This window comes from Agromyces bracchium, from assembly GCF_009709675.1.
GTDB classification, from domain to species: domain Bacteria; phylum Actinomycetota; class Actinomycetes; order Actinomycetales; family Microbacteriaceae; genus Agromyces; species Agromyces bracchium.
Genome location: NZ_WMLB01000044.1, coordinates 1 through 26,343, shown reverse-complemented (window position 1 = coordinate 26,343; position 26,343 = coordinate 1). Strand labels below are relative to the sequence as shown.

The following is a 26,343-nucleotide window of genomic DNA, read 5'->3' as shown; positions in this document are numbered from 1 at the left end:
TTCACCCGCTTCTCCACCCAGGCGGCCGACGAAGGCGTGCGCGGGCGACGTGAGGCTGGGGCCATGCCGACCGTGGATGCCGCCCCGAGCGCGGCCGCGACGCGCGACCGCAGCGTCGCCCACTCGCTCGACGAGCTGATCGAGTGGTGCGCCGCCGTGCTGCGGGACGGGGTGGGCGGATCGCCCGCGGCCTCACCGCCGATGCCTCCCCACCTCCGCGACCCGCTGCGTCTGCACGGCTTCGAGACGTTCGACGAGATCGCGCTGAGCATCGTCCTGGCTCCCGACCTCGACCCGGTGCTCGGTCTCAGGATGAGCGAAGTCACCGGTGTGCGCGACTCGCGGTATTCGACGGTCGGCGCGATCGCCGCGCTCATGGGAGCCCACGCCGAGCGCACTTCGGTCACCGTGCGGCTCAGCGAGTCGGGGCCGCTCGCGAGACTCGGTCTCATCACCGTGCACGCCCCGCTCGACGCGGCGGCCGAGCGCGGGCCGTCCACGCTGAGTCACGTGGTCGCGACCCAGACCCTCCTGCGCTGGGCGTTCGGCATCACGCAACTCGATCCCCGCCTCTTCCCCGCCGTCCGCGACGACCTCACCGCACCCCCCACCCCCGCCGACGCCGACCTTGTGAACGAGATCGCCGGCCGCGTCCACGCACGGGACCCGCACCTGGTCACCCTTCGGACGAATTCGACCGCCGCCGCCCTCGGTGTGGCTCTGGATGCGGCGGCCCTGGCACGCCGGCCCGCGCTCGTCGTCCGCGCCGCCTTCCTCGCCGACGCGGCCTCCCACACTCGTCTGGCTGCGGAGGCCCTGCTGCGGGATGCCGTGATCATCGTCGACGGAGATGCCACGCGCGTACCGCCCCACCATTGGGATGCCTTCGCGACGGTGATCGCCATCGGTGCGGAGCCGGTCCTGTCCGCTCGCAGCGCGCACGATGTCGTGTCCGTCGACGTGACGAGCGCCACCGGCTCCGCCACCGGTGTCCACCTCGTGGACCTGATCCGCTCGCGTGGCTTGCAGGTCGCGCCCACGGAGGCCGATCGCATCGCGCGCTGGCAGCATCTCGAGTACGGAGACCTCGACCACGTGGCCGGTGTCATCGCCGCACGCGCCGCGTCGCGTGGCCGCACGGGCGTCACCGCACAGGATGTCGCCGACGTCATCGAACCGGCTCGGGACGAGTCCCTGCGGCCGGACCGCGAGCTGGATCGTTCCCGATGACCACGCTCGCACTGCTCGACGCCACCGCCGGCAACGACGGCGACGTCTACGAGGACGTTCGCGATCGCGTCGAGCGCTTCCTCCTCCGGGCCTGCGCGGGTGACGCCTCGCCCGCTGCCGGCTGGGCGGACGTCGACTCGCTCGTCGCCGGCGACCCACTACGACTCGGCGAGCGGCTCGCGCTCGATCCGGTCGACCAGGCGATCGTCGCGCTGGCCGTCGTCACTGAGCTGGAGCCGCGGCTTGGCGATCTGCTGGATCGGGTGAGCGGCTTCCTGCTGGGATCGCTGACGGTCGACCTCGTCGTGCAGCTCCTCCACGGCGAGGATTCGCGACGACTCGACGTGATGCGCCGGCTCTCGTCCGAAGCGCCGCTCGTCGCGACCGGCCTCCTCGTCGACTGCGGACCGGATCCGGGCCCCCGATCCCTCATCCGGACCACCCCGGGGACGATCGCGGGTGTGCTCGGCGCGGCGCCGATCCCCGACGTCGCGGGCCCCCGCCACGGGCTGTCCGCCGCACAGCTGGCGCCGATCGAGCACGCCTGGAATCGGGCGCTGGCGACGATGATCCATCCGCGTCTGGTCCTGTTCGGCAGCGACGACCACATCCGCCGCGGCGTCGCGAGCGCCCTCGCCGCGCAGGTGGATCGTCCGCTGATCGCGTTGACCGATGCGGCCGCCGGTGCCGCGGAGGTGCGCCGTGCGAGACGGGATGCCGCGCTCGCGGGCGGTGTGCTCTACGGCGTCTCGCCGGCTCACGTGGAGGGTCTCACCGCTCCGGCGATCCTGGGATCCGGCGACCCGCTTCCCGGCGCTCCGGCAGTGGCCGTTCCCGACGTGGACGACGGCATCCGGCTCGGCCTGTGGGCGTCGCACCTGGGCGGGGACGCCGGCCTCGCCCGGGCCGCGCTCGCCCGTCTTCCCCTGGATCCTACGGGAATCGAGTACACGGCCGGGCTGGCGGCCGGGCTGGGCGCGGCGCGCCGGCGGCGCCCTGGGCTCGCCGACATCACCACCGCGGCCGGCGTGAACGCGGCGCGGCGGCTGACGCGCTTCGCCACGACCGTCCCCGCTGATCGGAAGTGGAAGGACCTGATCGTCGCCCCGTCCACGCGGCGAGGTCTCGACGAGCTGACCCAGCGCGTGCGCCAGCGCGCGGCCGAGTTGCCGCGTCGCACGGCGCCACCGGCCGGAATCTCCGCGCTCTTCGCCGGATCGAGCGGGGTCGGCAAGTCGATGGCGGCGTCGGTCGTCGCAGGACGCATCGGGATCCCGCTATGGCGGGTGGAGCTCGCGCGCGTGGTGTCGAAGTACATCGGTGAGACGGAGCAGAACCTGGAAGAGGTCTTCTCCGCCGCCGAGAGCGCGGCGGCGATGCTCCTGTTCGATGAGGCCGACGCGCTGTTCGGCAAGCGGAGCGAAGTGCAGGATGCACGCGACCGCTACGCGAACCTGGAGATCTCGTACCTCCTGCAACGGATGGAGACGTTCCGCGGCGTCGTGGTCCTCTCGACCAATCTCGCCCGCCACCTCGACGCGGCGTTCGCACGGCGCCTGACGTTCGTCATCCACTTCCCGTTCCCCGACGAGGACACTCGGCAGAAGCTGTGGCGCGCGATGCTCCCCGGCGAGCGAGCCGGCGGAGCGAGGGTCTCGACGGCGGAGCTGGCGCGGCATCCGCTGTCCGGGGCGAACATCGCGAGCGCTGTGGAGACGGCCCTGCACCTCGCCCACACGGACGGGGTCGCCGTGTCGCACGAACTCGTGGAGCGCGCGATCGCCCAGGAGCTCGCCAAGCTGGGCGGCCCGACCTCGGCGGAGGTGCCGCGATGAAGGCGCACCTGACACGTCCGCTCGTCGCAGGCGACGGGAGCGAGAACGCCGCACTGGACCTGGCCGGCGGCGCGCTCGCGGAGACCGTCTCCGGCCCCGGATCGCCCCTGCCCGACGCCATGCGCGCCGCGTTGGAATCGCGCCACGGGATGGACCTCGGGGACGTCCGCGTGCACCGGGGCGGGTCCGCCGAGTCGGCCACCGCGCTGGCGAACGCCCGGGGGATCTCGGTCGGCGACGACATCGTCCTCGCCGGCGACGCGGATCACGGGACGATCGAGCACGAGGTCGCGCACGTGGCACAGCGACGCCTGGCCCCCAGTGTGCGAGACGGGTGGTCAGAACCGGGAGACGCGACAGAACGCGGCGCCGACGCGCATGCCGCGGCGCACGGTCCCGCGGCGAAGGGCTCGGCAGCTCCCGCCGGCCCGGTGACGGCCGTCGGCCGGCAGAGCAGGTCGGCGGAGGCCGATGCGCAGAAGGTCTACGCGGTGTTCCTGAGCGAACTCATCGTGCTGCGGGCGGCGGACCCCTTCCGTTTCTCCAAGTACCTGCAGTCCAACGAGGCGCTGATGTACAAGCTGATGGCGCCATACGGCTACCGCGGGTGCTGGAACGATCTCGACAAGTACGACGACGACTTCGACAACGCCCTGAACGCGTGGCTGATGGCGCAGAAGTTCACCGTTCCGCCCGAGGTCAACCGCGCGTTCGGCGAAGCGCGGATGCTCGAGTGGGAGCGACGCCAGAACGAGGTCATCCTCGACCGGCTGCCCGACGGCACGGGCTACATCGGCACCCGGCGGGGCTTCGAGGCGACCGCGCGCGGCCAACGGGCGGAGCGGGCGTTCCGGACCCTGGACAACATCCGCGGCGGCATCTTCGGTGCGATCGGATACGCGATCGATGGCGACAGGGGATCGGATGCCGGTGCCATGGCCGATGCCGTCGCCGGCGGTCTTGCCGGGATGAAGGGCCAGCGCGACGCGATGCGCCAGCCGATGGGCCCGCAACCCCTCCGACGCGACAACGGTGCGGAGGTGCGGCGCGCGTCCCCGACTCCGACGGCACCGACCGCCAAGCCTCCCGTGGCCCAGACTCCGCCGCCGGCCCCGCCCTCCCCGCCGGCGATGCCGCCCGCGAACGCCCCCGCGCCGGTGAACCCCCAAGTTCCGCAACAGGAGCCCCCGCGCACGTACTCGGAGTTCCCGCCGATGCGGGTCGAGCAGCCCAAGGCCGCCCCGGTGCCGGTCACGCCCACTCCGACTCCGGTCAAGCCCGCCCCGGCACCGGCGAAGGCCGATGCGAAGTCCGTCGCCCCCACCGCCTCGAAGGCGTCAGTCGGCCCGGGCGCGACATCCGGGAAGACTCCGACCGAGAAGAGCGCCCCGACGGAGAAGAGCGCCCCGCCCGAGAAGGGCGCCCCGACCGAGAAGGGCGCCCCGACCGAGAAGGGCGCCCCGACCGAGAAGAAGGGATCCGCCTCGAAGCCGGCACCCGATGCGGCGAAAGGGAGTGGTGCGACCGGGAAGTCGTCCGCGTCCACCAAAGGCGGAAAGGTGTCCGGGAAGGCGGGCCCTCCGCCCGCCGACCGATCGGCGCTCGCGAAGAGCATCCCCTCGCACGCATCCCCCGAGCAGGTCAAGCGCATCGAACGGCTGCTGGACGACATCGAGAAGTCCGGAATCTCGCTCAGTGATGCCCAGTTCCGCGAGCTGATGCGGCGGATCTCGACCACGTCGTCGTCCGCGGAGCTCGACGGCCTCCTCGGGCGCCTCGAGAAGCAGCTCGCCTCCGCCGCCGACGTCGCCTCCGTCGCGCGTGAGGCGCAGCGGACCGGCAAGGGGTCCGGGTCGCGTGAGGGTGCCTCCAAGTCGACGCTTCCTGAAGGAACGCAAGCCAGCGGAACCACCACGAAGCCGCGGACCAAGGAGATGTCGGATGCGGCGGTGTTGGCTGCCAACCTCACCAAGGCCGTGGGGCCGAGGCCACCGGGCCATGAAGCGCACCACGTCGTCCCGAAGGGCATCAAGTCAGCCGAGGAGGCCCGCGAGATCCTCCGCAAGGCGGGGATCGGCATCAACGACGCGGAGAACGGGATCTGGCTCCCGAAGGACCCGTCGACGCCGAATGAATCGACGACCGAGGTGCACTCCAAGGTCCATTCCGACAAGCAGATCGGGTGGATGACGGACCTGCTCCGCGAAGGTGCAAAGAACGGCCCGGAAGGGGTCCGCCGTGCTCTGCAGGACATCAGGACCGAACTGGGATCGGGACGGTACGGCCCATGATCGACGTGATCGACGACACGATCCGCTCGGCGCTGCTCGCGACGGTGCCGGGGCTCACCGGTCAGCAGATCGGATTCCAGCCTCCCGACGCCGAGTGGCGTGCCGGCCTGTCCGGCGCGCAGGGGACTAGCGTCAACGTCCACCTCGCCACGATCGACGAGGACAGCCGCTACCGCTCGAACGCGGTGCACCGCGAGATCGTCAACAGCGCCACGACAGTGACGCGGGCGCCCGAGCGGCTGCGCCTGCGCTACCTGATCAGTGCGTGGCACAGCGCGAGTGAAGCCCCGCAGACACCGGCGACCCAGTTCGAGCATCGGATGCTGGGTGCCGTCGCGGCCGGGTTGTTCGCCTGTGCCCCGCTCAATCCTTATCGCCTGCTCCCCGCAGTACAGGCGCTCGCCCTGCCGGACGCGTTCCGCGACGACCTGCCGACCGCGATCGCCGAGGACGAGATGCTTCGGCTCGGCGAGTTCTGGGGGACGATGGGCCGGCCTCAAGCGTGGAAGCCCGTCATCACGCTCGCGGTGACGATGCCGATCGTCCCGGCGACCACCCCCGTCGACGGCGTGGTCGAGACGATCCTCGCCGACCTGGTCCTCGGTACCGGGCTCGAGGCCGACCCGCTCCCCGAGGAGCGCATCCTCGTCGTCGCGGGTGTCGTCACAGCGGCGGGAGCCCCCGTGTCCGGCGCCGTCGTGCACCTGCGCGGCACACCGGGCGGCGCGACCCAGGGTCTCACCCAGGACGAGATCGCCGACCACGAGGGCCGCTTCGACTTCTCCGGACTCCGTGCGGGCGAGTACCGCCTGCAGGCCGTCCACCCCTCCCATCCCACACCGCCGCCGGTCGCTGTGGTCCTGCCCCTCGTGGCCGGCCACGTCGACCTCAACCTCTAGGAGCCGAAATGGCACAGCTGCTGCATCCAGGCGTGTTCATCGAGGAGTTCACGCCCGCGTCCCCGATCGTCGGAGTCAGCACCTCCGTCGCCGCCTTCATCGGCGTGACGCAATCCGGCCCGATCATGGATCCGCAGGAGATCACGAGCTGGGACGAGTTCGTCGCGACCTTCGGCGGACCCCTCGACGAAACCTACGCGAACGGCGACAAGGCCTACCTCACGGCCTCCGTCAAGGGCTTCTTCGTCAATGGCGGGACCACGTGCTACATCGTTCGCACGTCGAGCGCCGTGAACGCCTCGGGCGAGCTCGTCACACGGAACGCCCCGAACGATCCCGTCATCATCGCCACGGCGCAGCGGGAGGGTGCGACGGCCAACGGGATCACGGTCACCGTCGCCGACCGCAGCGTCGTCGAGGATGTCCTGGCGGCGCAGCTGAACCTCGCCGAAGGGACCACCCCCATCGGGGCCGTCCCCGACGCGCGCACCCTCACGGTCGGAGCGACCGGCGCCTTCCAGCCCGGCGACGACGTCGCGGTCTCCAAGAACGGCCTCGCGACGCTGCGGCGGGTCGTCGAGTCCGTGGATGCGACCACGCTCACGCTGACCGCACCCCTCGGACCGGGCAACTACGCGAACGGCGCGGTGCGCATCGCCAACCTCGACGAGACGACGGGACGGATCCGCGTCGATCTGCCCGCGGTCCCGCTGCGGCGATTCCTGCTTCCCGGCACCATCGTCGAGATCGACGTGGGCAACGCGAACGCCGAGTTCGGCGTGGTCGCCACGGTGACGAACGACTCGTTCACGCTGCGGAGCAAGCTCACGAAACAGCACGTGACGACGGCGCCGATCGCGATCACCTCGCGCGAGTTCGATCTGCACATCGCAGACCCCGCGACCGGGACCGTCGAGGACTTCACCGGACTGTCGATGGACAGTGGGCATCCGAAGTGGTGGCATCGCATCGACTCCGCCATCGTCAGGCTCGCGGCCCCCGCGCTCCCGCCGGGCGGAGCGATCACCGACCCGCGACCTTCGCTTGCGGCCCCCGTCGTGCTGGCGAACGGCACCGACGACGACCGTGGCCAGTCCTGGACCGACCTCATCGCCGATCCCACGGATGTGCTCGCCACCCTGGCTCCCTTCGATCGCGTGTCGATCGTCGCGATCCCCGGGGCGACGACCGCCGCGGCGCACGCCGCCCTCGTGGCGCATTGCGAGCTGCTCGGCGACCGCGTCGCGATCCTCGATCCGATCCGAGGGTCGGAGCCGTCCGACGCCGTCGCGCAGGCGGCCGGCGCCACGGGCGACAACCGCGGCTTCGCGACGCTGTACTACCCCTGGATCCAGATCGTGAATCCGGCCACCAAGCTCCTCGAGTCGTGGCCGCCCTCAGGGCATCTGGCGGGGATCTACGCCCGGACGGATGAACAGGACGGCGTCCACAAAGCCCCCGCGAACACGAACATTCGCGGGGCACTCGGCCTCGAGCGCCGGCTGACCGACGCCGATCAGGACGGCCTCAACGACTTCGGCGTCAGCGCCCTGCGCATCCCACCGGGGGGAGGTGCACCGGTGGTGTGGGGCGCGCGGACCACGACGATTCAGAACCGCAACTGGCAGTACGTCAACATCCGTCGGCTCTTCAACTATCTCGAGGAGTCGATCGCCGATGGAATCCGCTGGGCGGTATTCGAACCGAACGATCGGTCGCTTTGGCGCGGGCTCGAGCGCTCGATCGGGGCGTTCCTCGTCGAGGAGTGGCGAAAGGGCGCGCTGTTCGGTGACCGCCGCGAGGAGGCGTTCTACGTCCGGATCGACGACGCGCTCAACCCTCCCTCGACGAGGGCGACCGGCCGCCTCTACATCGAGATCGGCGTCCAGCCGACCTACCCGGCGGAGTTCCTCGTCGTCCGCATCGGCATCTGGGACGGCGGTTCGGAAGCATCCGAATCCTGAATACACGACACCACGAGGAGTAGATCATGCCCGTATCCGAGTTCACCGACCCGCAGCTCAGCCACAACTTCCATGTCGAGATCCTCGGCATCAGCCGCGGCTCGTTCCACGAGGTCACCGGCCTCGACTCGACCGTCGACGTCGTCGAGCACCGCGAGGGTGGCTGGAACCAGTCACCGCGCAAGCTCGCCGGACAGACGAAGCACTCCAACATCGTCCTCAAATGGGGACTGAACGTCGATCGCGACCTCGTCGATTGGCATCAGCGCATCGTGGACGGGGACATGGAGCGTCTCGATGGGTCGATCGTGCTGCTCGACCGGCGGAATCAAGAGATCGCGCGCTGGAACTTCGTGCGCGCGTGGCCCGCGAAGTACACCGGACCGTCGTTCTCGGCCGAGGCCGCAGAGGTCGCGCTGGAGACGCTCGAACTCGCTCACGAGGGCGTACGGAGGGCGAACTGACATGGTCCGCATCGAGCACGAATTCCTGCTCCCCGTCGGCATCCTCGGCGAGGACGGCGCCCTGCACCGGGAGGGGACGATGCGCCTCGCGACCGCGGGCGACGAGATCCTGCCCCTGCAGGACCCCCGCGTGCAGCGCAATCCCAGCTACCTCACGGTCATCGTCCTCAGCCGGGTGGTCATCGCGCTCGACGGGATCGACCCGATCACACCGAAGACGATCGAGACCCTCTTCGCCGCCGACCTCGCCTACCTGCAGGACCTCTACAACCGCATCAACGCGATGGACGACGACACCGGGACCACGGTGGCGGTGTGCCCCGCGTGCGGAGAGGAGTTCGCCGCCGGGCGTGAGCGCCTGGGGGAATCCGCGCCTACCCCGTCGCTCAGCTGAGGAGCGAGATGGCGTTCATCGCGTATCACTTGCATTGGCCCCTGGCGGAACTGATGGATCTTCCGCACGGGGAGCGGCGCGCCTGGGTCGGCGAGGTGTCGTCGATCAACTCGAGCCTGAACGCCGCAGCACAGGGGGGTCTGACATGATCGTGGTCGCGCAGCCGCCGCGTGCGGGGCAGTTCGCGGACGCCGTCCGGCGTCGAGCGATGCTGCGGCTCGCGGCGCGGCCGCAGCGCCCCCCGCAGCGCGCGCGCGATGCCCATCCGCCCGTCGACCTCGTCCTGCGCGTCGCACTGCGGCCGCTCGTCCAGCATCGGCACGAGCATCGGCGCGCCGTGACCACCGCCCACGTGCGGATCGCGCTCGCCGCTTCGTACATCGCATCGACGACCCGGATCCTCCGTGCGGGGCGTGCGCCGGACCACCGGACGCCCGCGGACGGTGCTCCGACACGGGCCGCCGCGACGTGGTTCCCGATCGTGAACGGCGCGCCGGCCGCCATCGATGCGCCGTCGCTGACGCCTGGCCACCCCGCGCCCCTCGTGCGGCGCGCCCTTCCCCGTCGGGCGGCGTCGCCGGCTCCGGCACCCGCAGTGCCGATGATCCCGGTGCTGCCCGCCCGCATCCCTTCGGCGGACGCGCCGCCGGCGACTCCCGCGACGATCCCGCCGATCGCCGCGCGGTGGAGCGACGAGCAGGCGCCGACGGCCGTCCCCGTCCTCGGCGCCGCCGACATCCCGGCCGTCGTCGAGCGGGTCGTCGGCGAACTCGACCGGCGCGTCACCGCCGCGCGCGAGCGCAGGGGGTGGACCGCATGAGCTCACTCGAGAAGGCCACCCTGACGAATCTCGTCACGGGCCGCCGCGTGTCGGTGCAGTTCAACCCGGAGGAGTACACGGTCGACCGCGAGTCGACCTTCGCCCAGCTCGCCGTTCCGGGGCTGTCCGCACCGCTCGTGCAATTCGTCAACGGCAACGCGCAGACGATACAGCTCGATCTCCTCGTGGACACGACCGAGGAGAACCCGGCCGGCCCGGCCGGAACCGACGTCCGCGTCCTGGTGCGCGACGTGACCTCGCTCATGGACATCGATCCGGATCTGCACGCGCCGCCACCCGTCGTGTTCGCATGGGGCGAGTTCACCTTCACCTGCATCGTGCAGAAGGCCTCGCAGAGCTTCGTGCTGTTCCGCGCGGACGGGACTCCGCTGCGGGCGCGTCTCAAGGTGACCCTGAGCGAGTACCGCAACGTCGAGCTCGAGGCGAAGGAGATCAAGCGGCAGACGGTCGACTACACCAAGACCCACGTCGTGTCCGAGGGGGACACCCTCGCCGTCCTGGCCTACTGCGAGTATGGGGATGCGACATCCTGGCGCCCCATCGCGATCCGCAACGGCATCACGGATCCGCGTTCGCTGACGGTCGGCGCGGTCTTGACGATCCCACGGCTTCCGTACACCGATCCGCAGGGCGTCGTCCACGTCGCACGCCCCGCCCGGGAGGCGTCATGAGCCTGGCACCCGGGTACGCCCCCGACCTCCGCCTCGTTTTCGACGGCCGGCCATCGCCTGCGACACTGCGGGCATCGGTGACGGGCGTGAGCGCGACGGGGGGGCTGGGCGATGCCGACCGGCTCGAGATCTCGGTCGCGAACGAGGCGCTGCGCTGGCTCGACGATCCGCTCTTCCGGCTGGACACGCCCGTCGAGCTGTGGCTGGGATACGCACCCGACCAGCCCCGACGCGTCTTCGCCGGACAGATCGTCGGCAGCGACGCGATGTTCCCGAGCGGCGGGATGCCGACGATGACCGTCGTCGCGCAGGACCGCCGCACCCGTCTCGCGGAGTCGTCCCCCTCGCGGTGGTTCGGCATCCCCATCCCGACGGTCGGTGTGATGCCGATGCCGGATCTCGCGGTCGCTCCGATCGTGACGCTCGAGCACGGGATGCTGCCGATGATCGACCCCGTCGGTGCAGCGATCTCGGCCGCGGTGGGCGGGGTGGGCGCGGCGGCGTCTCTGAGCGATCCGAAGATCGCCCAGAGCCTCGTGCGCCACCAGGCGGGGCAGACCTCGCTGGAGTTCCTCAAGCAGGTCGCCGCGGAGAACGCGTGGGAGCTGGCCATCGACCACGAAGGCGAACCCGCGGGGCTGAAGCTGCGGCTGATGTCACCCGCGTCGCACATCAGCGCGGACACGACGCTGCGCTACGGGCATTCGCTGCTCGACTTCGCTCCGCGATTCAGCCAGGTCGGGCAGGTCGCGAACGTCACGGTCCGCGTGTGGGTGCCGTCGATCAAGCTGCAGCTGACGGTGAGCGTCGGCTACGACTGGGACCGGCAGGCTCTCGACATCGACGTGTCGCACGGTTTCGGGAAGAAGGCCGGCAAGAAGGCGGAATCGACGCTCGTGAACGAGGCGGTCTCGCCCGCGACGGCTTCCCGGGTCGTGCTGGGCAAGCTCCTTCCCATCCTCAACAAGCGGCTCACGGCGAAAGGGACCTGTGCGGGCGACGCGGCGCTCAAGGCCGGTCACGTCGTCCGGATCGAAGGCGTGGGCGAGACGTACGGCGGCCTGTGGCGTCTGACCTCCGTGACGCACACCCTCGACGGGGGTGGCTGGCGCACGGGTTTCACCGCGCGCAAGGAGATCTGGTTCGGCGCGATCCCCGCACCGGCCCAGGGCGCCGTCCCGGTGCGCGGCGGCCTGCTCGATCTGGCTCTGGGGAGGTGACGGCATGCAGTGGACGGATCAGTTCCTCGAGGATGATGCGTCGACGCGGGAGACCCGCGTCGAGGGCGTCGTGATCGCCGAGGTGGTCGAGATCCTCGATTCCCTCATGCTGGGGCGCGTCAAGGTCCGCCTTCCGTGGAACCCCGACGTCGAGGCCTGGGCGCCGGTGTGCGCGCCGTTCGCTGGCGAGGGCTACGGGCTGTGGTGCATGCCGCAGGTCGGGGATGCGGTCGTCGTCGCATTCGAGCACGGGCATCCCGACTGGCCGGTCGTCGTCGGCAGCGTCTGGAAGGCCGCGGGCGATCCGCCTATCGACCAGCCGCTCGACGCCGAGTACAAGCGCGTGCTGAAGACCCCCGGCGGTCATGCGCTCGTCTTCGACGATCTGGAGCAGAAGATCTCGCTCACGCACGCGCGGGGACACACCCTCGAGCTCGGCGCCACGAAGGTGCACATCTCCTTCGCCAACGGCATGGGCTCGCTCACGCTCACGATCGACGGCGACGTCTCGCTGGAGGGGGCGAAGTCCGTCGAGGTGAGCGCACCGCAGGCGAAGCTCTCCGGCGATGTGACCGCCGACGTGTCCGCCGCGACTACCACCGTCAAAGCCGATTCGACCCTCCGAATCAGCGGATCGCTCGTGACCATCAACTGAGGAGGGATGAGGATGCCACCCGCAGCCCGCGTGACCGACCAATCGGGTCACCCCGGCGTCGTCACCGGCCCCGGCGTCGCCACCGTCCTCATCGGCGGCCTGCCGGCGGCCGTGCTCGGCGATCTGCACACCTGCGCGTTCCCGCCGCCGACGGTGCATCCGCCCAGCCCGATCTCCAAGGGCAGCGGATCCGTGCTGATTGGCGGACGCCCTGCGGCGCGCCTGGGGGATCTCGCCGCGTGCGGCGCCCCCATCGTCTCGGGCTGCGTCACGGTCCTGGTGGGAGGCTGAGATGAGCAACGGCGCACTGGGCACGCCCCACGACGCACGCATCCTCGGGCGAGGCTGGGCGTCGCCCGCCGCCGTCGAGACCGCCGGGGAGGCGGCACTGTCGGCGGGCCCCGACAAGGTGGCGCAGTCCATCCGGCTGATTCTCGGATGCCGCAGGAACGAGCGGGTTCTCAGACCGGACTTCGGCGCCGGACTGGAGGACTTCCTCTTCGAGCCCATCTCGAGCACCACGGCGGCGCTCATCCGGCATCGCGTGGAGACGTCGCTCGTCCTGTGGGAGCCGCGCATCGACGTCCAGGAGGTGCGCGTCGAGGTCGCCGATCGCGCGCGGGGCCGGCTCGATGTGCGCATCGCCTACCGGCTGCGCTCGGCGAACACCTTCTACAACCTCGTCTATCCGTTCTTCCTCCACGAGGCAGGTGCGACATGAGGCTGCCCCCGGCATCCGACCGGCTCCTGTCCCGGAACCGCGATGAGATCCTCGCCGAACTGCTCGACGCGCGCACGTCATTCGTGCCGGAGTGGCTCCCCGAGGAGGGCGGACCGGGGCGCGGCCTCGCCGAGATCGCGGCGGGGCAGTTCGAACTGCTCCAGCGCCGCCTCGCCCAGGTGCCCGATCACCGCCTCGCCGTGCTCCTGGACATGCTGGGCGGATCCCGCCTGCCCGCGCAGGGCGCCCGCACGCACGTGGTCATGATCGCGCCGCCCGGCACCCGCTCCAGCCTGGTGCCGCGTGGCGCACGGATCGGGGCGGCGGTGCCGGGGCGCGACGCTCCCGTCGTGTTCGAGACGCAGGACGATGTCGCGATCTCGTCGGCGGCCATCGCCGAGGTGCACAGCGTCCTCCCGGGATCGGATGCGGAGCAGGATCACTCCGCAGACGTCCTCGGGCATCGCGCCTTTGCGATCTTCGGCGACCCGCGCGCCGTCGATCGGGAACTGTACGTCGGCCACGACGAGCTGCTGGCCTTCGACGGCCGGTCGGTCGTCGAGCTCGAGTTCGGGATCTCGGTGCCGCCGCCGCATCCCCTTCCGATCGAATGGGAGTGGTGGGACGGCACGACCTGGCGCCCGTTCGCACGCAGCGTGGCGTCGGCCGACGCCGCCGGCGACGACGACTCGGTCGACGGCACCGCCGGGCTCACCCGCTCGGGCACGGTCCGTCTCGTCGCTCCCGTGGCCACCGCGGTGCCTCTCGAGGTCGACGGGCACCGCACCTACTGGATCCGCGGCAGGCTCACCGCCCCCTTTGACCTGCCAGACGGCGCACCGCTGCCGACCGTCTCCCGATTGCGGCTCGCCGTGCTCAACGAGCATCGGCGGCTGCGCGTGTTCCGTCGCACAAGCCCGGGCGCGCCCGCGACGGCGACGATCGCGTGGGCCGATCGCAAAGACGATCCGGGGCTCGTGCTCGTTCAGCGCGACGAGAGCACCGGGACTGACGACCTCCAGCTCGTCCCCGGCGACCCCTTGGCCGCGGATCCCGTCCCGTCCTCCCTCGGTCCCACCCACCGGGAGGGGCTCGCGGTGGGCCTCGCGCAGCTCCGCGACGTGCGATTCGGTGTGGACGTCTCGGCGGCTCGGCGCGCCAGTGATCCGCGCGACAAGACGACCCCTCGGCGCGTCGTCCTCAACGCCCTGGACGATCTCACTGCGCCGCAGCGGATCGATGAGGGGACGCAGCTGACGCTCGTGGTGAAACGAGGGCTGGAACTCGACAAGGGCGTCGCGGACCGACGGGCCGTCGACCTGACGAAGACGTTCGCGCCCCTCGGACCCTCCCCGGAGCGGGGGACGGCCTTCCACTTCGCCTGCGCGACGGCGACGGCCCGGCCGGGCAGCCGCGTCACGCTCGTGATCGAGCGCCCGAGCACCGCGTCCGAACAGGCGGATGCGAACGCCGACCTGCAACGGGATGCCGCGGCGACGACGATCAAGGAGCGCGACGAGATCGTGACGCTGCTCTCCACCGGGGTCGTCGCCGACCTGGAGCTGGCCATCGTGCATCTCGATGACGCGAAGGCCCACCTCCCCGATCTGCTCGGACCGGCCATCGACGCGGTCGGGGAGACGGCGACGGCGTGGTTCGCGAAACTGCGGGTGGACCTCATCGTCGGCATCCAGGCGGTCCGCGACGAGGTCGACGACATCCGCGATGCGGCCGCCGTCGCCGGCGGCGCGCTCGCCACCGCGAACGTCCCGGTGGCGGCGGGGGCGCTGGTGTCGCAGGGGTTCGACATCGACTCGGCGTACACGGCGCTCAATGCGCTGACCCCGCTGCTTCCTCCGTTCGCCGTGCCGAACGACCTCCTCGCCCAGGAGCCGCGAGTATTCCTCGACCAGACCCGCGCCCGCCTCGACGTGGTCCGCGCCGACATCGACCGGGCGAAGGCCAAGCTCGCCACCGCCATCGATCGGCTGTCGCGGCTCAGCCCGACGGCGCTCGCGGTGGAGCTCGCCCGCCCGGAGACGACGAAGCTCACGCCCCCCAGGGTCGACTGGGAGTACTACGACGGAACCACCTGGCGGGCCCTCGGGGTGTCCGGCGACGAGCGCGTCGTGTCGTTGATGGACTCCGGCGCCCTGCACTTCACTGTGCCCGACGACATCAGCGACGTCGACCTCGACGGCGACGTCCGTCGCTGGCTGCGCGCCCGGCTCGCCGGGGGCACGTTCGCGCGGATGACGCTGGTCAGCTGGGTCGACCCGAAGAACACGACGAACTTCCTCTCAGTGGTCGAACCGCGACCGCCCGTCATCGACCGGATCGAGGTGTTCTACACGCACCGTTCCGAGTCGTCGAACGCGGCCGCGGTCCGGGTGCACGACGTGCATCGCTGGGACGACCTGACCGGCGCGGTCGCGTGGCCGTCCACGGGAAGCACCCCGTTCGTTCCGATGGGCGAGTCGGCGCCCTGCCTCTACGTCGGATTCGACGCGGAGCTGCCCGCGGGCTGGATCGGACTGTGGATGCAGCCCGCGACGCCGTCGCCCTGGGCGAGCCCGCATCGTCCCGTCTGGGAGGGATGGGACGGCCGGGGATGGGTGCGTCTGCCCGTCGAGGACGGCACAGACGGATTCCGGCGACCGGGTGTCGTGCGCCTTCTGTGGCCGGGGACGGATGCCGCGGCAGGAGTGACCGTCGTCGGCGCCCTCGGCACGCGGATCACCCTCGCCGGACGCGGCGCCGGCCTGCGGTTCGCGCCGGGCGACCGGCTCCTGCTCACGGATGCGCAGGGTCAGGCATCCGTCATCGTCGCGGAGGCATCCGGCGAGCTCGTCGTCGCGCGCACCCCGGTGCCCCGGGCGTTCGGCGGCGCACGGCTGGTCCCCGCGCCGCCGTCGCGTTTCGGCGAACCGCGGACGTGGGTGCGAGCGTCCTTCGATGCGCATCGGCCGCCGCCGTCGCTGACGCTCGCCTCCCTCGCGCCGCACGCGGTCGAGGTGGTGCAGAGCGAATCGATAGAGGGCGAGGTGCTGGGCTCGGGTGACGGGACCGCCGGCCAGGTGATGATCGCCCAGCGGTTCCCCATCGCCGAGGACGTGCTGCTGGAGGTCCGTGAGCTGGACGGCGACCGGGCCGATCTCGACCGGGAGGTCCTCGATCGCACCCTTCGGCGCGAGGGGATCGACCCGGCGACCGTGCGGCCGGTCATCGACTCCCGGACACGCCGAGTGACCGAGGTGTGGGTGCCGTGGAGACGGGTCGACGCCCTCGGGGGCGCAGCAGGCTCCGACCGTGTCTTCGTCGTCGACAGCGCCCAGGGGCGGTTCCTGTTCGGCGATGCCGTCCACGGCCGGCCGCTGCCCTCCGGAATCGACAACGTGCGCCTGCGCCGCTACAGCACGACGGATGGCCGCAGCGGCAACGTCCCCACGGGAGCCATCTCGCAGCTCCTCAATGCCGTCCCGATCAGCGAGATCGTGAATCCGCTGCCGGCGACGGGCGGTGCCGAGGCGGAGGGACTCGATGCGGCACTGCGCAGGGCCCCGGCGCTCCTCCGCCATCGCCGTCTGGCGTTGACCGAGTCGGATGTGGAGGCGATCGCCTGCGAGGCCTCACCCGCCGTGGTGCGCGCCCGCGCCGTGGGTGCGAGGGATCGGTGGGGGAGGGCGCGGCCCGGTGCTGTCCGGGTGGTCATCGTGCCGCGCGACGGCAGCGCACGCCCCGCACCGGGTGCGGCTCTGCGCACGGTCGTGCACGACGCCGTGGTCGCGGCCTCGCCGGCGGCGGTGGGATCGACGGTCACCGTCGACGGCCCCGCGTACCGCCCCGTTGGCGTCTCGGTCAGCGTGATCCCCCTCGCCTCCGCGAGTCCGGGAGTCGTGCGGGAACGTGCGCTCGCGCGCCTCGCCACTTTCCTCCACCCGCTCGACGGCGGTCCCGAGGGCACGGGATGGGAGTTCGGCGTCGGAGTCCACGTGAGCGATGTGGCGCGCGTCCTCGAAGCGATCGACGGAGTGGATGCCGCGACGGGCCTCGTCCTCACGGTGGACGATTCGCCGATGGGCGACACGGTCGCGCTCGCGACCGACGAGATCGTCTGCGCCGGCCAGCTCGCCGTGCGCCTGAGCGGAGGTGTGTGATGCCCCTGTTCCCGCCCGTCACCGACACGCTGCGATGGGACGACCTCGTCCGCGAAGGCCGCGCGCAGCTGCCACTGGTCGCTCCGGAGTGGACGGACCAGAACACGAGCGATCCGGGGATCGCCCTGCTGGAGCTGGTGGCGTGGCTCGTCGAGACCGACAGCTACCGCTCCAGCGCGGTGGCGGCCCGGGAGCGCCGGCTCCTGCTCGAGCTCGCGGGCTTCGCTCCCGCGCCGGCACGCGCATCCCGGTGCCTCGTGCGGGTGAGCGCGCCCCCGGGCACGGTCGTGCCGGCGGGAGAATCGGCGGACGCCCACCGCGACGGAGATCCCGTGCCCTTGACGCTCGTGGAGGACGTCGCCGTGACCGGCGCCGCGATCGTCGTCGTCGCGCGGGCCTCGGCGGACGCCGCCGACGACGACTACCGCTCGGCGTGCGCGGACCTCACCAGGGAGTGGGCGGCGCAGCGAGCGGTCGCTGCATTCGGCGACGACCCGACCACCGGGGACGCTTTCGTCCTCGGGATCGAACCGTCGGCCCCCTTGCAGTCCGGGCCGCTCGATCTGTGGCTCGTGCAGGCGGACACGACCGACCGCACCGAGGTGGACGGTTCCGGTGCGCACCATTCCGTCACGGCCGTCTGGGAGGTGTGGGACGGTGCGCAGTGGATCCTGCTGCCGGCCGAGGACGCGACGGCGTCGCTGACGAGGAGCGGCCGCGTCCGGATCCTCCTGCCCGCCGTCGGGGTGCAGACGCTGGGCGACCAGGCGGCGGGGGTCTTCGCGGGCCGCTCGCTGATCTGGGTGCGCTGCCGGATCGCCTCGGGTCGACACGACGCGCCGCCGCGCCTCGGCGGCATCCACCTCGACGCGGGTGAGGCGATCGCCGCGCGTCGCTACGGGGGCGCCTCCGTCGCCCCGGCCGCGGGCGTTCCCGGGGAGCGGATAAAGCTTCCCCACGCCTGGTGCGACCAGGCACCCACGGTGTGGCTCGTCGACCAGGGGGCCGTTCGCGAGGTGCGCGTCGTCTCCGACCTCGCCCTGGCCGGCCCGCGGGACATGGCGGCGGTGCTCGAACCGGACGGCCTGACGCTGCGTTTCGGCGATGGCCGCTGGGGCGATGTGGTGCCGCCGGCGTCGCAGGTGCATGTCGAGGGCTTGTGGACCACATCTGCGGGGGTGGGATTCGTCCGACCGCCGATCGCTGTCGCCGCGGGAGGGGCCGGTGCGCCCGGCTTCGACGTGCTGGCAGGGCTGCGGCCGGGATCTCCCGCCGAGGATCTCGCCCAGACCGCGGCGCGAGCCGAGCGCGCCATGTGGGTGCACGAACGACTCGCCGAGCGGGTGCGCGAGCACGGGGTCCCGAGCCTCGACGATCTCCCGCTCGCCGAGGTCCGGGGCCTCGCGGTTCCGGAGCGAGCGGTCACCGCGCTCGATCTCGAGCGGATCGCGCTCGCCACTCCGGGGGTCGCGCTCGCTCGCGCTCGCGCTCTGCCGCAGACCGATCCAAGGCTTCACGGGCTCGTCGCCGACGGATGCGTCACCGTGGTCGTCGTGCCGTGGTTGCCGGTGTCGCGGCCCGAGCCCACCGCCGGAGCACTGCGGAGCATCCGCGCGCAGCTGGCCGCCGGCCGCACCGTGGGGACCCGGTTCTTCGTCACGGGTCCCGACTACGTCTCGATCGGCGTCTCCGCGACGATAGTGCCGCGCCGCGGCTTCGCCCCCGCGGCCGTGCGTGACGCCGCCACGACCGCGTTGCGCCGGTTCCTGCATCCGGTCACCGGCGGCTCGTCCGAGAGGGGCTGGGTGTTCGGGCGGACGGTGCGCCGCACGGAGATCCTGCAGATGCTCGATGCGCTCGCCGCCGTCGATCATGTCGACGACCTCCGTCTCACCCGCGAGGAGCCCGGACATGACCGCGACTGCGGCGACATCCCGTTGTGCGGCGCCGAGCTCGCGATCGCGGGTGCCGTGAAGCTGACCCTGACCGCACCGGAGGGCCGCCCATGAACGCACGGTCCCGGTCTGCGGCCGCGGCGCCGCGGATGCAGCACATCGACGGGGAATGGCTGCGCGCGCGCGATCTTCGCGACGACTCGAAGCTGCGCACCGCGCGGCTCGCGCAGCATCATTCCGCGGCCCACCGCACGTGGGGCGTATCGGCCGGCCTCGACGTGTCGGTGGAAGGCGAGGCGCTCGTCGTCGGCCCGGGGATCGCGATCGATCGCTGCGGTCGCGTCGGCGTGCTCGCAGCGACGTGCCGGTGGAACCCCGGTCGCGAGAAAGGTCTCGGCTCCGACCGCTCGGTGGTCCTCCGCGTCGACCGCGACGGTCCCGCCGCGCAGGTGCGGCTCGCCGACCCAGGATCCCACGACGAGCGGGATGTGCCCCTCGCACGGCTCGACGCCGGAGGCGTCGTGCACACGGGCGACGGCGACCGGCAGTGGATGCGGCGGCCCGGCCCGGCCCGCACCCTCGCCGGTACCATCGAGCGGGGCTCGCCCACGGTCGCGGTCGCGCGGGCGGACGGCGGGATGGAATGGCCCACCGACCTCGCCTGGTCGGTGCACGTGGATCTGGGCGCCCATCGGCTCGCGGGCGCACCTGCCGTCGTTGCGATGGCGGCCGGTCCCGCCCCGTCGACGATCGACCTGCTCCGCGATGGCGGTGTCGCGGCGACCATGACCGTGACCGGTACGAGCATCGATGCCCGCAACGTCACGGCGACCGGCTTCGACGTGACGGTCCGCCATCACGTCCGGCCGGACGCGGCGCTTCTCGCCCGGATCGACGCCGCCGCCGCAGGGCGTGCCGGATCGGAGTCGCGCATCTCCCGCATCGCCGTCACGTGGCTCGCGCTCCTCCCGGCGCCGAGGCCCGCCATCCCGGCATCCCCTGAGGAGGAGCCATGACTCTCGCAGATCCCGCACTGCCGCGCGCCCGCAGCCCGCGGTTCTTCGCCGGCCAGCTCCTGACCGCCGACGACCTCAACGCCGAGCAGGATGTCGACACCGGCCTGCGACGGTTGCACAACCGGATGCTCCACGGCTGGGGCATCGCGGCCGGGCTCGCCGTCACCGGAGGCCGGGGAGGCACGTCGGTCACCGTCGGGGCCGGGTATGCGCTCGATGCGGCGGGCCGTGAGCTCGTCGTGCCGGATGCACGCGTGGCGGCGATCCCCGCTGTCGCCGGGGGCGTGGACGGCGGCCCGATCCGGTTCACCCTCGTGCTGCGGTGGCGGGACGACGACGAAGCCGCGGTGGACACACGGCCGGGCGCGTGCGCGACGGAGGGTGCCGTGCGCCGCGACGACGGCCCCGCGCTCGAGTGGCGCGAGCCCGGCCAGGTCTCGGCCGGCATCCACGTTGTCCTCGCCGACGTCGACGTGCAGTCCTGTCGGCTTCTGGGCCCTCCGGATGACTCGGGCCGGAGGCTTCTCAACCCGCCCCCCACGCCGTACGCCGGCAGCGGCGCGACCGTCGCGGGAGAGACCGTGTGGCGAGTTCGTTCCGCGCAGGGTGTCGCGCCGTGGGCGCTGTGGACGGATGTCGACACGTCGGAAGCCGGCTTCGGCGACATCCCCGCGTACGTCGCGCGCATCGTCGGCCCGCGCGAGGTCACCGCCGCGCAGGCCCCGCACGGGACACCGTGCCTTCTGGACGGTCCACCGCACATCGAGGCGAGCGAGCCGGGCCGCTTCCGCGTGGTCGTGCCGCTGCTGCGCGCGGTGCTGACCGATCCGGTCCGCGGAACGCTCATCGAGGTGAATCCGATCGGGCTGATCGCCGCGCCGGCGCTCGCCGACATCGCGTCGTTCACGCTGAAGTGGACGGTCGAGTGGATCGGCGTGCAGACATGAGCGTGTACCGCTGGCTGGGTCGCGGCGACTGGACCGACGCTGCGCTGCACTCCCTCGAGGTCTCCCGCGGATCCCTCGTGCTCGCGGGGCCCGAGACACTGCCTTCGCGGCGAGGGATCGCGCTCCTCGATGCCGGCCGGCCTCTTCCGCAGGAGCGGGAGTCCACGACGGACGACCGCTGGCGCGACGTGCGCATCCTCCTGGCCGAACCGCTGCCCGACGGTGCCTGGGTGCGCCTCTGGACGCGCGTCGAACAGCCTCCCGCGCAGGGACCGGCCGCGGCCGTGACCGCGCCGACACCGGCAGACTCCCTCTTCGACGACTCCGCGCCGGCGACCCCGCGGGGGCTGTGGCGTCCCGCCGCCGTGGACGCCCTCGGCGCGCGCGTCTTCTGTCGCGAGGACGGATTCCTGTGGGTCGCTGTCGAGCTCGGCTCGACCGGGGAGGGGTCGGCGTCGGTCGCCGAGCTGCTCGTCCTCACCGGCGACGACGGACCCGTCACCCGGCTTCCGATCGTCTACCGGACGACACCCGAGGATCGCGCGCTCGACCGCGCCGCCGAGGTCGACTCCGGGGACGGGCTGCTCGGCCGGTACCTCGGTCTCGTGGCGAGCCAGCTGCGGCACACGTCGTCGCTCCTGGACGAGCTCCCGGTGCAGCTCTCGCCGCTGGTCGCCCCCGACCGCGACGACGCACCGTGGATCGACCGTCTGGCCCGGTGGGTGGCCCTCGATCCGGATCAGCTCCCACCGCGGACCGACACCTCGGGACGCCGCGAGCGCGTCACGCACGCCGTCGCCCGGCATGCCCGCCGCGGTACGGCGGACGGCATCCGCGACGAGATCGCGCGGCGCACCGGCATCCCCTCCGAGCGCATCGAACTGGAGGAACCGCTCCTGTCGGCGGAGATCTGGCGCTTGGACGCGAATCCCCTGACGAGTGCGTTGGGGCTCACGACAGGGCTGGTCGCCGCCGATCCGGGTCCGCCCGCGCTCGACGCGAACGCGTATCTCGATCGGTCGGCGCTCATCGACCCCCGGGATGCCGGGCTTCCCGTGCACGCGACGACCGCGCATCGACTGTGCGTGCACATCGTCGACGGCACCCCGGACGAGATCGCCGCGGCGGATGTCGTCGTGCAGAGCGAGCGCCCCGCGCATGTCTGGGCGCGCACGTGCGCGGTCGCTCACGAGACGGGCGCCGATGCGGTCGTCGGCGTCGATGCGATTCCCGCCGAAGGTCCTCCCGGCCTGTTCGACGATGCGGTGCAGGATCCGGATGTCGACGGCCCCGGCATCCGGATCGGAACCGCCCGGCTCCCGCGAACCGAAGACTCCCCGCACCATCGACCCGCCCCTGTGCCCACTCGAGAAGGAGAAGCGTCATGACCGATATCAGCGCCGGCATCGGATCCCCTCGAGCCGCGCGAGAGGACGACTGCGGATGCGGCGACGCTCGCCGTTCCGCCTCGCGCGCGGTCGCCGCCCCCCACGCTCCTGCGCCTTCCGGCGATCCGCTCGCCGCCTTCGAGCGCAATGCGTTCTATCCGCGAAAGCGCATGGAGGTGCGGCACTGGCAGGCCGAGCAGGACTATCACCGCGGGACCCGCGAGCTCTTGACGCGACTGGGAACGGGATGCGGCGTCCTCTGCGGTCTGGACGTCTACGCGACCGAGACCGGCACGGTCGTCCTCACGGCCGGCGCGGGCGTCGATGGCAGGGGCCGCGAGATCGTGGTGCCCGTCGACATCGAGGTCGACCCGTCGCAGCCGACCGACGGATGCGGGCGGCCGCAGGGCGAGCCCGTGGCTGAAGGGCCGGTGACACTCTCGCTGTGCTATCGCGAGTGCGGCACGGACGTCGTCGCGCTGGAGCCGGATCCGTGCGACGGCGACCCGCGATGCGTGCCGAGCATGATCCGGGAGGCGTTCGCCGTGCGGGTCACCGTCGGGGAGTGCGATCCGCAGGACGACCGGCTCTGTTCCGCGCTGTTCGGCGGTCAGGACGACGGGGAACGGGGACACACCGCGGCCGCAGAGGGCGAGGAGAGCTCGGACCGTCCGCAGCCCGGGGCCGCCGACGAGGGTGTCCGGGCGCGACGCGCTCGCCTGGACCGCGTGGCGCCCCGCGATTGCGCGGGCGGATGCGGATGCGACGGGGACTGCATCCCGCTCGCGACGGTCGAGCTGCGCGGCGACGCGCCCGTCCGCGTCGACCAGCGGGCCCGCACCGTCATCCGATCCAACCGGGAAATGCTCGCCCTGATCCTCTGTCTCGCCGAGCGGCTCGAGGAATGCTGTGGCCGCCCCCCGGTGCCGACCGCGGCGGCGCCGAAGATCGTGGGCATGTTCCCGTGGCCGAGTGCCGACCCAGCGGACGTCGTCGCCGCGCTGCGGGACGACCCGGTGGTCGAGATCGCCTTCGACCGGCCGATGGACGCCACCGACCTCGCCACTCCCGACGGATGGCTGGGTCTGTGGATGCTGGGCGGGCGCGAGGCGTTCCGGGCCCGTCTCGTGCCGACCGCACTGGTGGGGCGTGTCTCGGCACCGGCGGGAGGAGTCGTCGCCGCGTATCGCATCGAGGTCGAAGGCCCCCGCGGGTCGCGCGCCCTCTCCCGTGCGATGCGTACGGACCGGGGCGCTCAGAGCGCGGCGCTCGTCGTGATGGTGCGTTCGGATGCCACGGGTGTCATCCGGGCGGGAGCCGCCGATCGGCTGGCGCTCGACGCGGATCTCGCCGGAACGAAGCTCGACGACGCGCGCCGTGCCGCACTTTGGGCGATCCACGTCGGCGACCAGGCTCCGTTCGACGGGATCGCGCAGGCCGTTCCGGCCGATGTCATGCCGGCTGTCCCGTCGGGCGACGACGATCCCCAGGGCGAGCTGCACATCGTGCTCACCCTCGAGCGGGAACCGGTCGAGGAAGTGGATGCGCCGCATCTGGTCGCGGTCTGGCCGGCCGCGGGGACTCGCCGACGGCCAGCCACTGCGGACGACGACTTCCTCGAGAAACCGCGCCTCCGCCTGACGATCTCGTCCGCCCTGGATCCGGCCGCGGTCGCCTCGCCCCGGGACTGGCTGCGAGCCTGGCACTGCGAATTCGGCGACGGGCGGCTCGGTCCGGCCTTCGAGGAGTTCCACCTCGACCCCGGGGCGGCCGATGCCGGCGCCGACGGTGCAGTCGACTACACGTTCATGATGCCGGACGCCCGTTTCGCAGGCACCTCGGCGGTTCTCGTGCTCCTGAGGCCCGATGTCGCCGGAGTGCCGGTGGGTGAGGATCCGGGAGCCCCGCTGCTTGATGCGGACTGGGCCTCGACAGTCTTCCGCGACGACGAGCTCGACCGGCTGTGGGCGGGAGATGCCTTCCCCTCGGGCTCCGTGGCGCCTTTCCCACCCAGCATCCCGAGCCCGCTGCATGACGGTACCGCCGGCGGGTCCGCCCACTGGGTCTTCGTTGTTACGACGCGATGACACCCCGATCGAAGGAGATGAGATGCACGCGCAGATGACGACCGTCGACCTGGGGCTCGCGTCGACCGGCCTGGACACGGGATGCCGCGACTGCGGTGGCCGTCACGACGACGGCGGGTGCGGAGGCGAGGGATGCGGGTGCGGCCACGGGCAGCTCGAGCGCCCGCGCTGGTTCCCGGGCCAGCTCGTGGGGCCGGCCGACCTCGATAGCCTCCAGCAGTGGGTGCTCGGCCGTTCCCGACGACACAATCGCATGGTGCACGGGTGGGGAGTGTCGTGCGGACTCGCTGTCGAGGCGACCCGTACGCGCGACCAGGACCCGGTGCCGTGGTCGGTCACGGTGTCGCCCGGATTCGCGCTCTCGGCGTGCGGCGATGACATCTGCCTTCCCGACGCGGTCCGCATCGACATCCGCCAGCCGCGGCCGAGCGGGAGCGACGTGTGTGGGCCGCCGGTCGATCCGTGGTGTGCGCCGATGCGGCAACGCCGGGATCCCGACCGGACGTATTACCTCGCGATCCGCTACGCGGAGCAACAGACGCGTCCCGTCCGCGGTGCCTGCTCGTGCGGCTGCGACGGCGATCCGTGCGAATACAGCCGCATCGCGGAGTCGTGGACGTTCGCCGTGCTCGACAGCCTCCCCGACTGCCACGACGAGTCCACGCGCGGTCCGGTCGGTGGCGAGGAGGGCGGGCTCGCGTGCTCGCGTGAGATCCGGGCGCGCGGCACCAGAAGGTGCCCGGACTGCTGCGACCCCTGGGTCGTGCTCGCGGACCTCCGGGTCACCGCGTCGGGCACTGTGAGCGTCGACCCGCTCGCCCATCGGCGCTTCCTCGCCCAGCTTGGCGAGCACGCGTTCTTCTGCGGCCCGGATACGCAGCCCAAGCGGGTCGACTTCTCCGCTGTCGAGCGCGAAACGATCGCCGGCCTTTTCGCGGCGGGGGAGCGCAGGGTCGTCGATGCGGGGGCGCGCGAGGCGGTGCTCACCTCGCCGGCCACGGCGCTGCGCGGCGGGAAGGCGTCGAAAGCGATCCGCACCCTCGTCGAGTCGATGTCGGTGGGGGAGCTGGCAGGTCTCGACAGCGCACTCCTGCATGCGAAGGCCGCCGACCTCGGTGCCGATGCGGACGCCGTCGATCGGCTCGTGGAGAGCGCGAGGATCGCGGTGCGACTCGCTCAGCCCGGGTAGCCCACCCGAGCGTGGTCAACGGATCGAGACGAGTCGGTGAGGTCGTCGCGGGGGAGGTCGTCGACGACAGTGCCGACGGTCAGTTCGACGAGCGCTGGGCGCCCGCTCAAGGCGTTGAGGAAGGCGGTGCCGGCGGCATCCCGGCTGGTGACGATGCGCACGACCGAGGATCGCGGCGCGAGGGTCGTCGCTTCGAACGCGCGCCAGACGCCGCGACACGGTTACGAGCCACTCTTTACATGAGAGCTTCAAACGCCGCACCAACGTGGTCGGCACGTTCCCGAACCAGGCCGACATCCTGCCGTTGCAGGCACTGAACACGGCCGCATGGACCGCCGGCGGCAAGCTCGACGGGCTGGTCCATCACGCCGATCATGGGTCGAACTACCTTGCCGTGGTGTACACCGACCGGATCATCGAACTCGGCGCGGAACCGTCCACCGGAACCGTCGGCGACTCGTACGACAACGCCCTCGCCG

At 71.9% G+C, this 26,343-nt stretch carries 22 protein-coding genes and 1 pseudogene; 22 read left to right on the top strand and 1 reads right to left on the bottom strand.

The window, feature by feature from the left end:
• Positions 1-63 precede the first annotated feature (63 nt).
• From GJ743_RS18280 to GJ743_RS18180, 21 genes are all read left to right on the top strand, one after another.
• Positions 64-1,230, top strand: a complete 1,167-nt coding sequence (locus GJ743_RS18280; RefSeq protein ID WP_155053340.1) for a hypothetical protein — start codon at positions 64-66, stop codon at positions 1,228-1,230.
• On the top strand, positions 1,227-3,065 hold the full coding sequence (locus tag GJ743_RS18275) for an ATP-binding protein (protein WP_155053339.1): 1,839 nt from the start codon (positions 1,227-1,229) through the stop codon (positions 3,063-3,065). Before GJ743_RS18280 ends, GJ743_RS18275 begins: the two co-directional genes overlap by 4 nt.
• Positions 3,062-5,356, top strand: a complete 2,295-nt coding sequence (locus tag GJ743_RS18270; RefSeq protein ID WP_155053338.1) for an eCIS core domain-containing protein — start codon at positions 3,062-3,064, stop codon at positions 5,354-5,356. Before GJ743_RS18275 ends, GJ743_RS18270 begins: the two co-directional genes overlap by 4 nt.
• Complete coding sequence (locus GJ743_RS18265) at positions 5,353-6,255, top strand: Pvc16 family protein (RefSeq protein WP_155053337.1); 903 nt, start codon at positions 5,353-5,355, stop codon at positions 6,253-6,255. Before GJ743_RS18270 ends, GJ743_RS18265 begins: the two co-directional genes overlap by 4 nt.
• A gap of 8 nt (positions 6,256-6,263) precedes the next feature.
• Positions 6,264-8,219 (top strand): phage tail sheath subtilisin-like domain-containing protein, encoded by a 1,956-nt coding sequence (locus GJ743_RS18260; protein WP_155053336.1) that lies wholly within the window; start codon positions 6,264-6,266, stop codon positions 8,217-8,219.
• A 26-nt stretch (positions 8,220-8,245) separates the two neighbouring features.
• Positions 8,246-8,683 (top strand): phage tail protein, encoded by a 438-nt coding sequence (locus GJ743_RS18255; RefSeq protein ID WP_155053335.1) that lies wholly within the window; start codon positions 8,246-8,248, stop codon positions 8,681-8,683.
• 1 nt (position 8,684) lies between these two features.
• Positions 8,685-9,077 carry a hypothetical protein gene (locus tag GJ743_RS18250; RefSeq protein WP_155053334.1) on the top strand — a complete coding sequence of 131 codons (393 nt, stop codon included), beginning with the start codon at positions 8,685-8,687 and terminating at the stop codon, positions 9,075-9,077.
• Between the two features lie 8 nt (positions 9,078-9,085).
• Positions 9,086-9,226 (top strand): DUF6760 family protein, encoded by a 141-nt coding sequence (locus GJ743_RS20425; protein ID WP_376861963.1) that lies wholly within the window; start codon positions 9,086-9,088, stop codon positions 9,224-9,226.
• Entirely contained in the window at positions 9,223-9,897 is a 675-nt protein-coding gene (locus GJ743_RS18240; protein ID WP_376861966.1) for a hypothetical protein, read from the top strand. Before GJ743_RS20425 ends, GJ743_RS18240 begins: the two co-directional genes overlap by 4 nt.
• Positions 9,894-10,589, top strand: a complete 696-nt coding sequence (locus GJ743_RS18235) for a CIS tube protein (protein WP_155053331.1) — start codon at positions 9,894-9,896, stop codon at positions 10,587-10,589. The genes GJ743_RS18240 and GJ743_RS18235 overlap by 4 nt, the downstream gene beginning before the upstream one ends.
• Positions 10,586-11,809, top strand: coding sequence for a phage late control D family protein (locus GJ743_RS18230; RefSeq protein WP_155053330.1), 1,224 nt, complete (start codon positions 10,586-10,588; stop codon positions 11,807-11,809). The genes GJ743_RS18235 and GJ743_RS18230 overlap by 4 nt, the downstream gene beginning before the upstream one ends.
• A gap of 4 nt (positions 11,810-11,813) precedes the next feature.
• Entirely contained in the window at positions 11,814-12,464 is a 651-nt protein-coding gene (locus tag GJ743_RS18225) for a phage baseplate assembly protein V (protein WP_155053329.1), read from the top strand.
• Positions 12,465-12,476: 12 nt separating this feature from the next.
• The gene (locus GJ743_RS18220; RefSeq protein WP_155053328.1) at positions 12,477-12,755 is read left to right on the top strand and encodes a PAAR domain-containing protein; all 279 of its coding nucleotides are present in this window, start codon (positions 12,477-12,479) and stop codon (positions 12,753-12,755) included.
• A gap of 1 nt (position 12,756) precedes the next feature.
• A complete protein-coding gene (locus GJ743_RS18215) occupies positions 12,757-13,185 on the top strand; it encodes a GPW/gp25 family protein (protein ID WP_155053327.1) in 429 nt (142 codons plus the stop codon).
• Positions 13,182-17,342, top strand: a complete 4,161-nt coding sequence (locus GJ743_RS18210; protein ID WP_155053326.1) for a baseplate J/gp47 family protein — start codon at positions 13,182-13,184, stop codon at positions 17,340-17,342. Before GJ743_RS18215 ends, GJ743_RS18210 begins: the two co-directional genes overlap by 4 nt.
• Positions 17,342-19,351 carry a baseplate J/gp47 family protein gene (locus tag GJ743_RS18205; protein WP_155053325.1) on the top strand — a complete coding sequence of 670 codons (2,010 nt, stop codon included), beginning with the start codon at positions 17,342-17,344 and terminating at the stop codon, positions 19,349-19,351. The genes GJ743_RS18210 and GJ743_RS18205 overlap by 1 nt, the downstream gene beginning before the upstream one ends.
• 35 nt (positions 19,352-19,386) lie before the next feature.
• Positions 19,387-20,253 carry a hypothetical protein gene (locus tag GJ743_RS18200; RefSeq protein WP_155053324.1) on the top strand — a complete coding sequence of 289 codons (867 nt, stop codon included), beginning with the start codon at positions 19,387-19,389 and terminating at the stop codon, positions 20,251-20,253.
• Complete coding sequence (locus GJ743_RS18195; RefSeq protein ID WP_155053323.1) at positions 20,250-21,200, top strand: hypothetical protein; 951 nt, start codon at positions 20,250-20,252, stop codon at positions 21,198-21,200. The genes GJ743_RS18200 and GJ743_RS18195 overlap by 4 nt, the downstream gene beginning before the upstream one ends.
• Positions 21,197-22,588 (top strand): phage tail protein, encoded by a 1,392-nt coding sequence (locus GJ743_RS18190; protein WP_155053322.1) that lies wholly within the window; start codon positions 21,197-21,199, stop codon positions 22,586-22,588. Before GJ743_RS18195 ends, GJ743_RS18190 begins: the two co-directional genes overlap by 4 nt.
• Complete coding sequence (locus GJ743_RS18185) at positions 22,585-24,675, top strand: hypothetical protein (RefSeq protein WP_155053321.1); 2,091 nt, start codon at positions 22,585-22,587, stop codon at positions 24,673-24,675. Before GJ743_RS18190 ends, GJ743_RS18185 begins: the two co-directional genes overlap by 4 nt.
• A gap of 322 nt (positions 24,676-24,997) precedes the next feature.
• On the top strand, positions 24,998-25,864 hold the full coding sequence (locus tag GJ743_RS18180; protein ID WP_155053320.1) for a hypothetical protein: 867 nt from the start codon (positions 24,998-25,000) through the stop codon (positions 25,862-25,864).
• On the opposite strand, the gene GJ743_RS18175 is transcribed toward GJ743_RS18180, so the two are convergent.
• The gene (locus GJ743_RS18175; protein WP_155053319.1) at positions 25,852-26,025 is read right to left on the bottom strand and encodes a hypothetical protein; all 174 of its coding nucleotides are present in this window, start codon (positions 26,023-26,025) and stop codon (positions 25,852-25,854) included. The two genes, GJ743_RS18180 and GJ743_RS18175, sit on opposite strands and share 13 nt — an antisense overlap.
• 191 nt (positions 26,026-26,216) lie before the next feature.
• Here GJ743_RS18175 and GJ743_RS19830 point away from each other — a divergent pair.
• A pseudogene (locus GJ743_RS19830) lies at positions 26,217-26,343 on the top strand (IS3 family transposase); the annotation flags it as partial.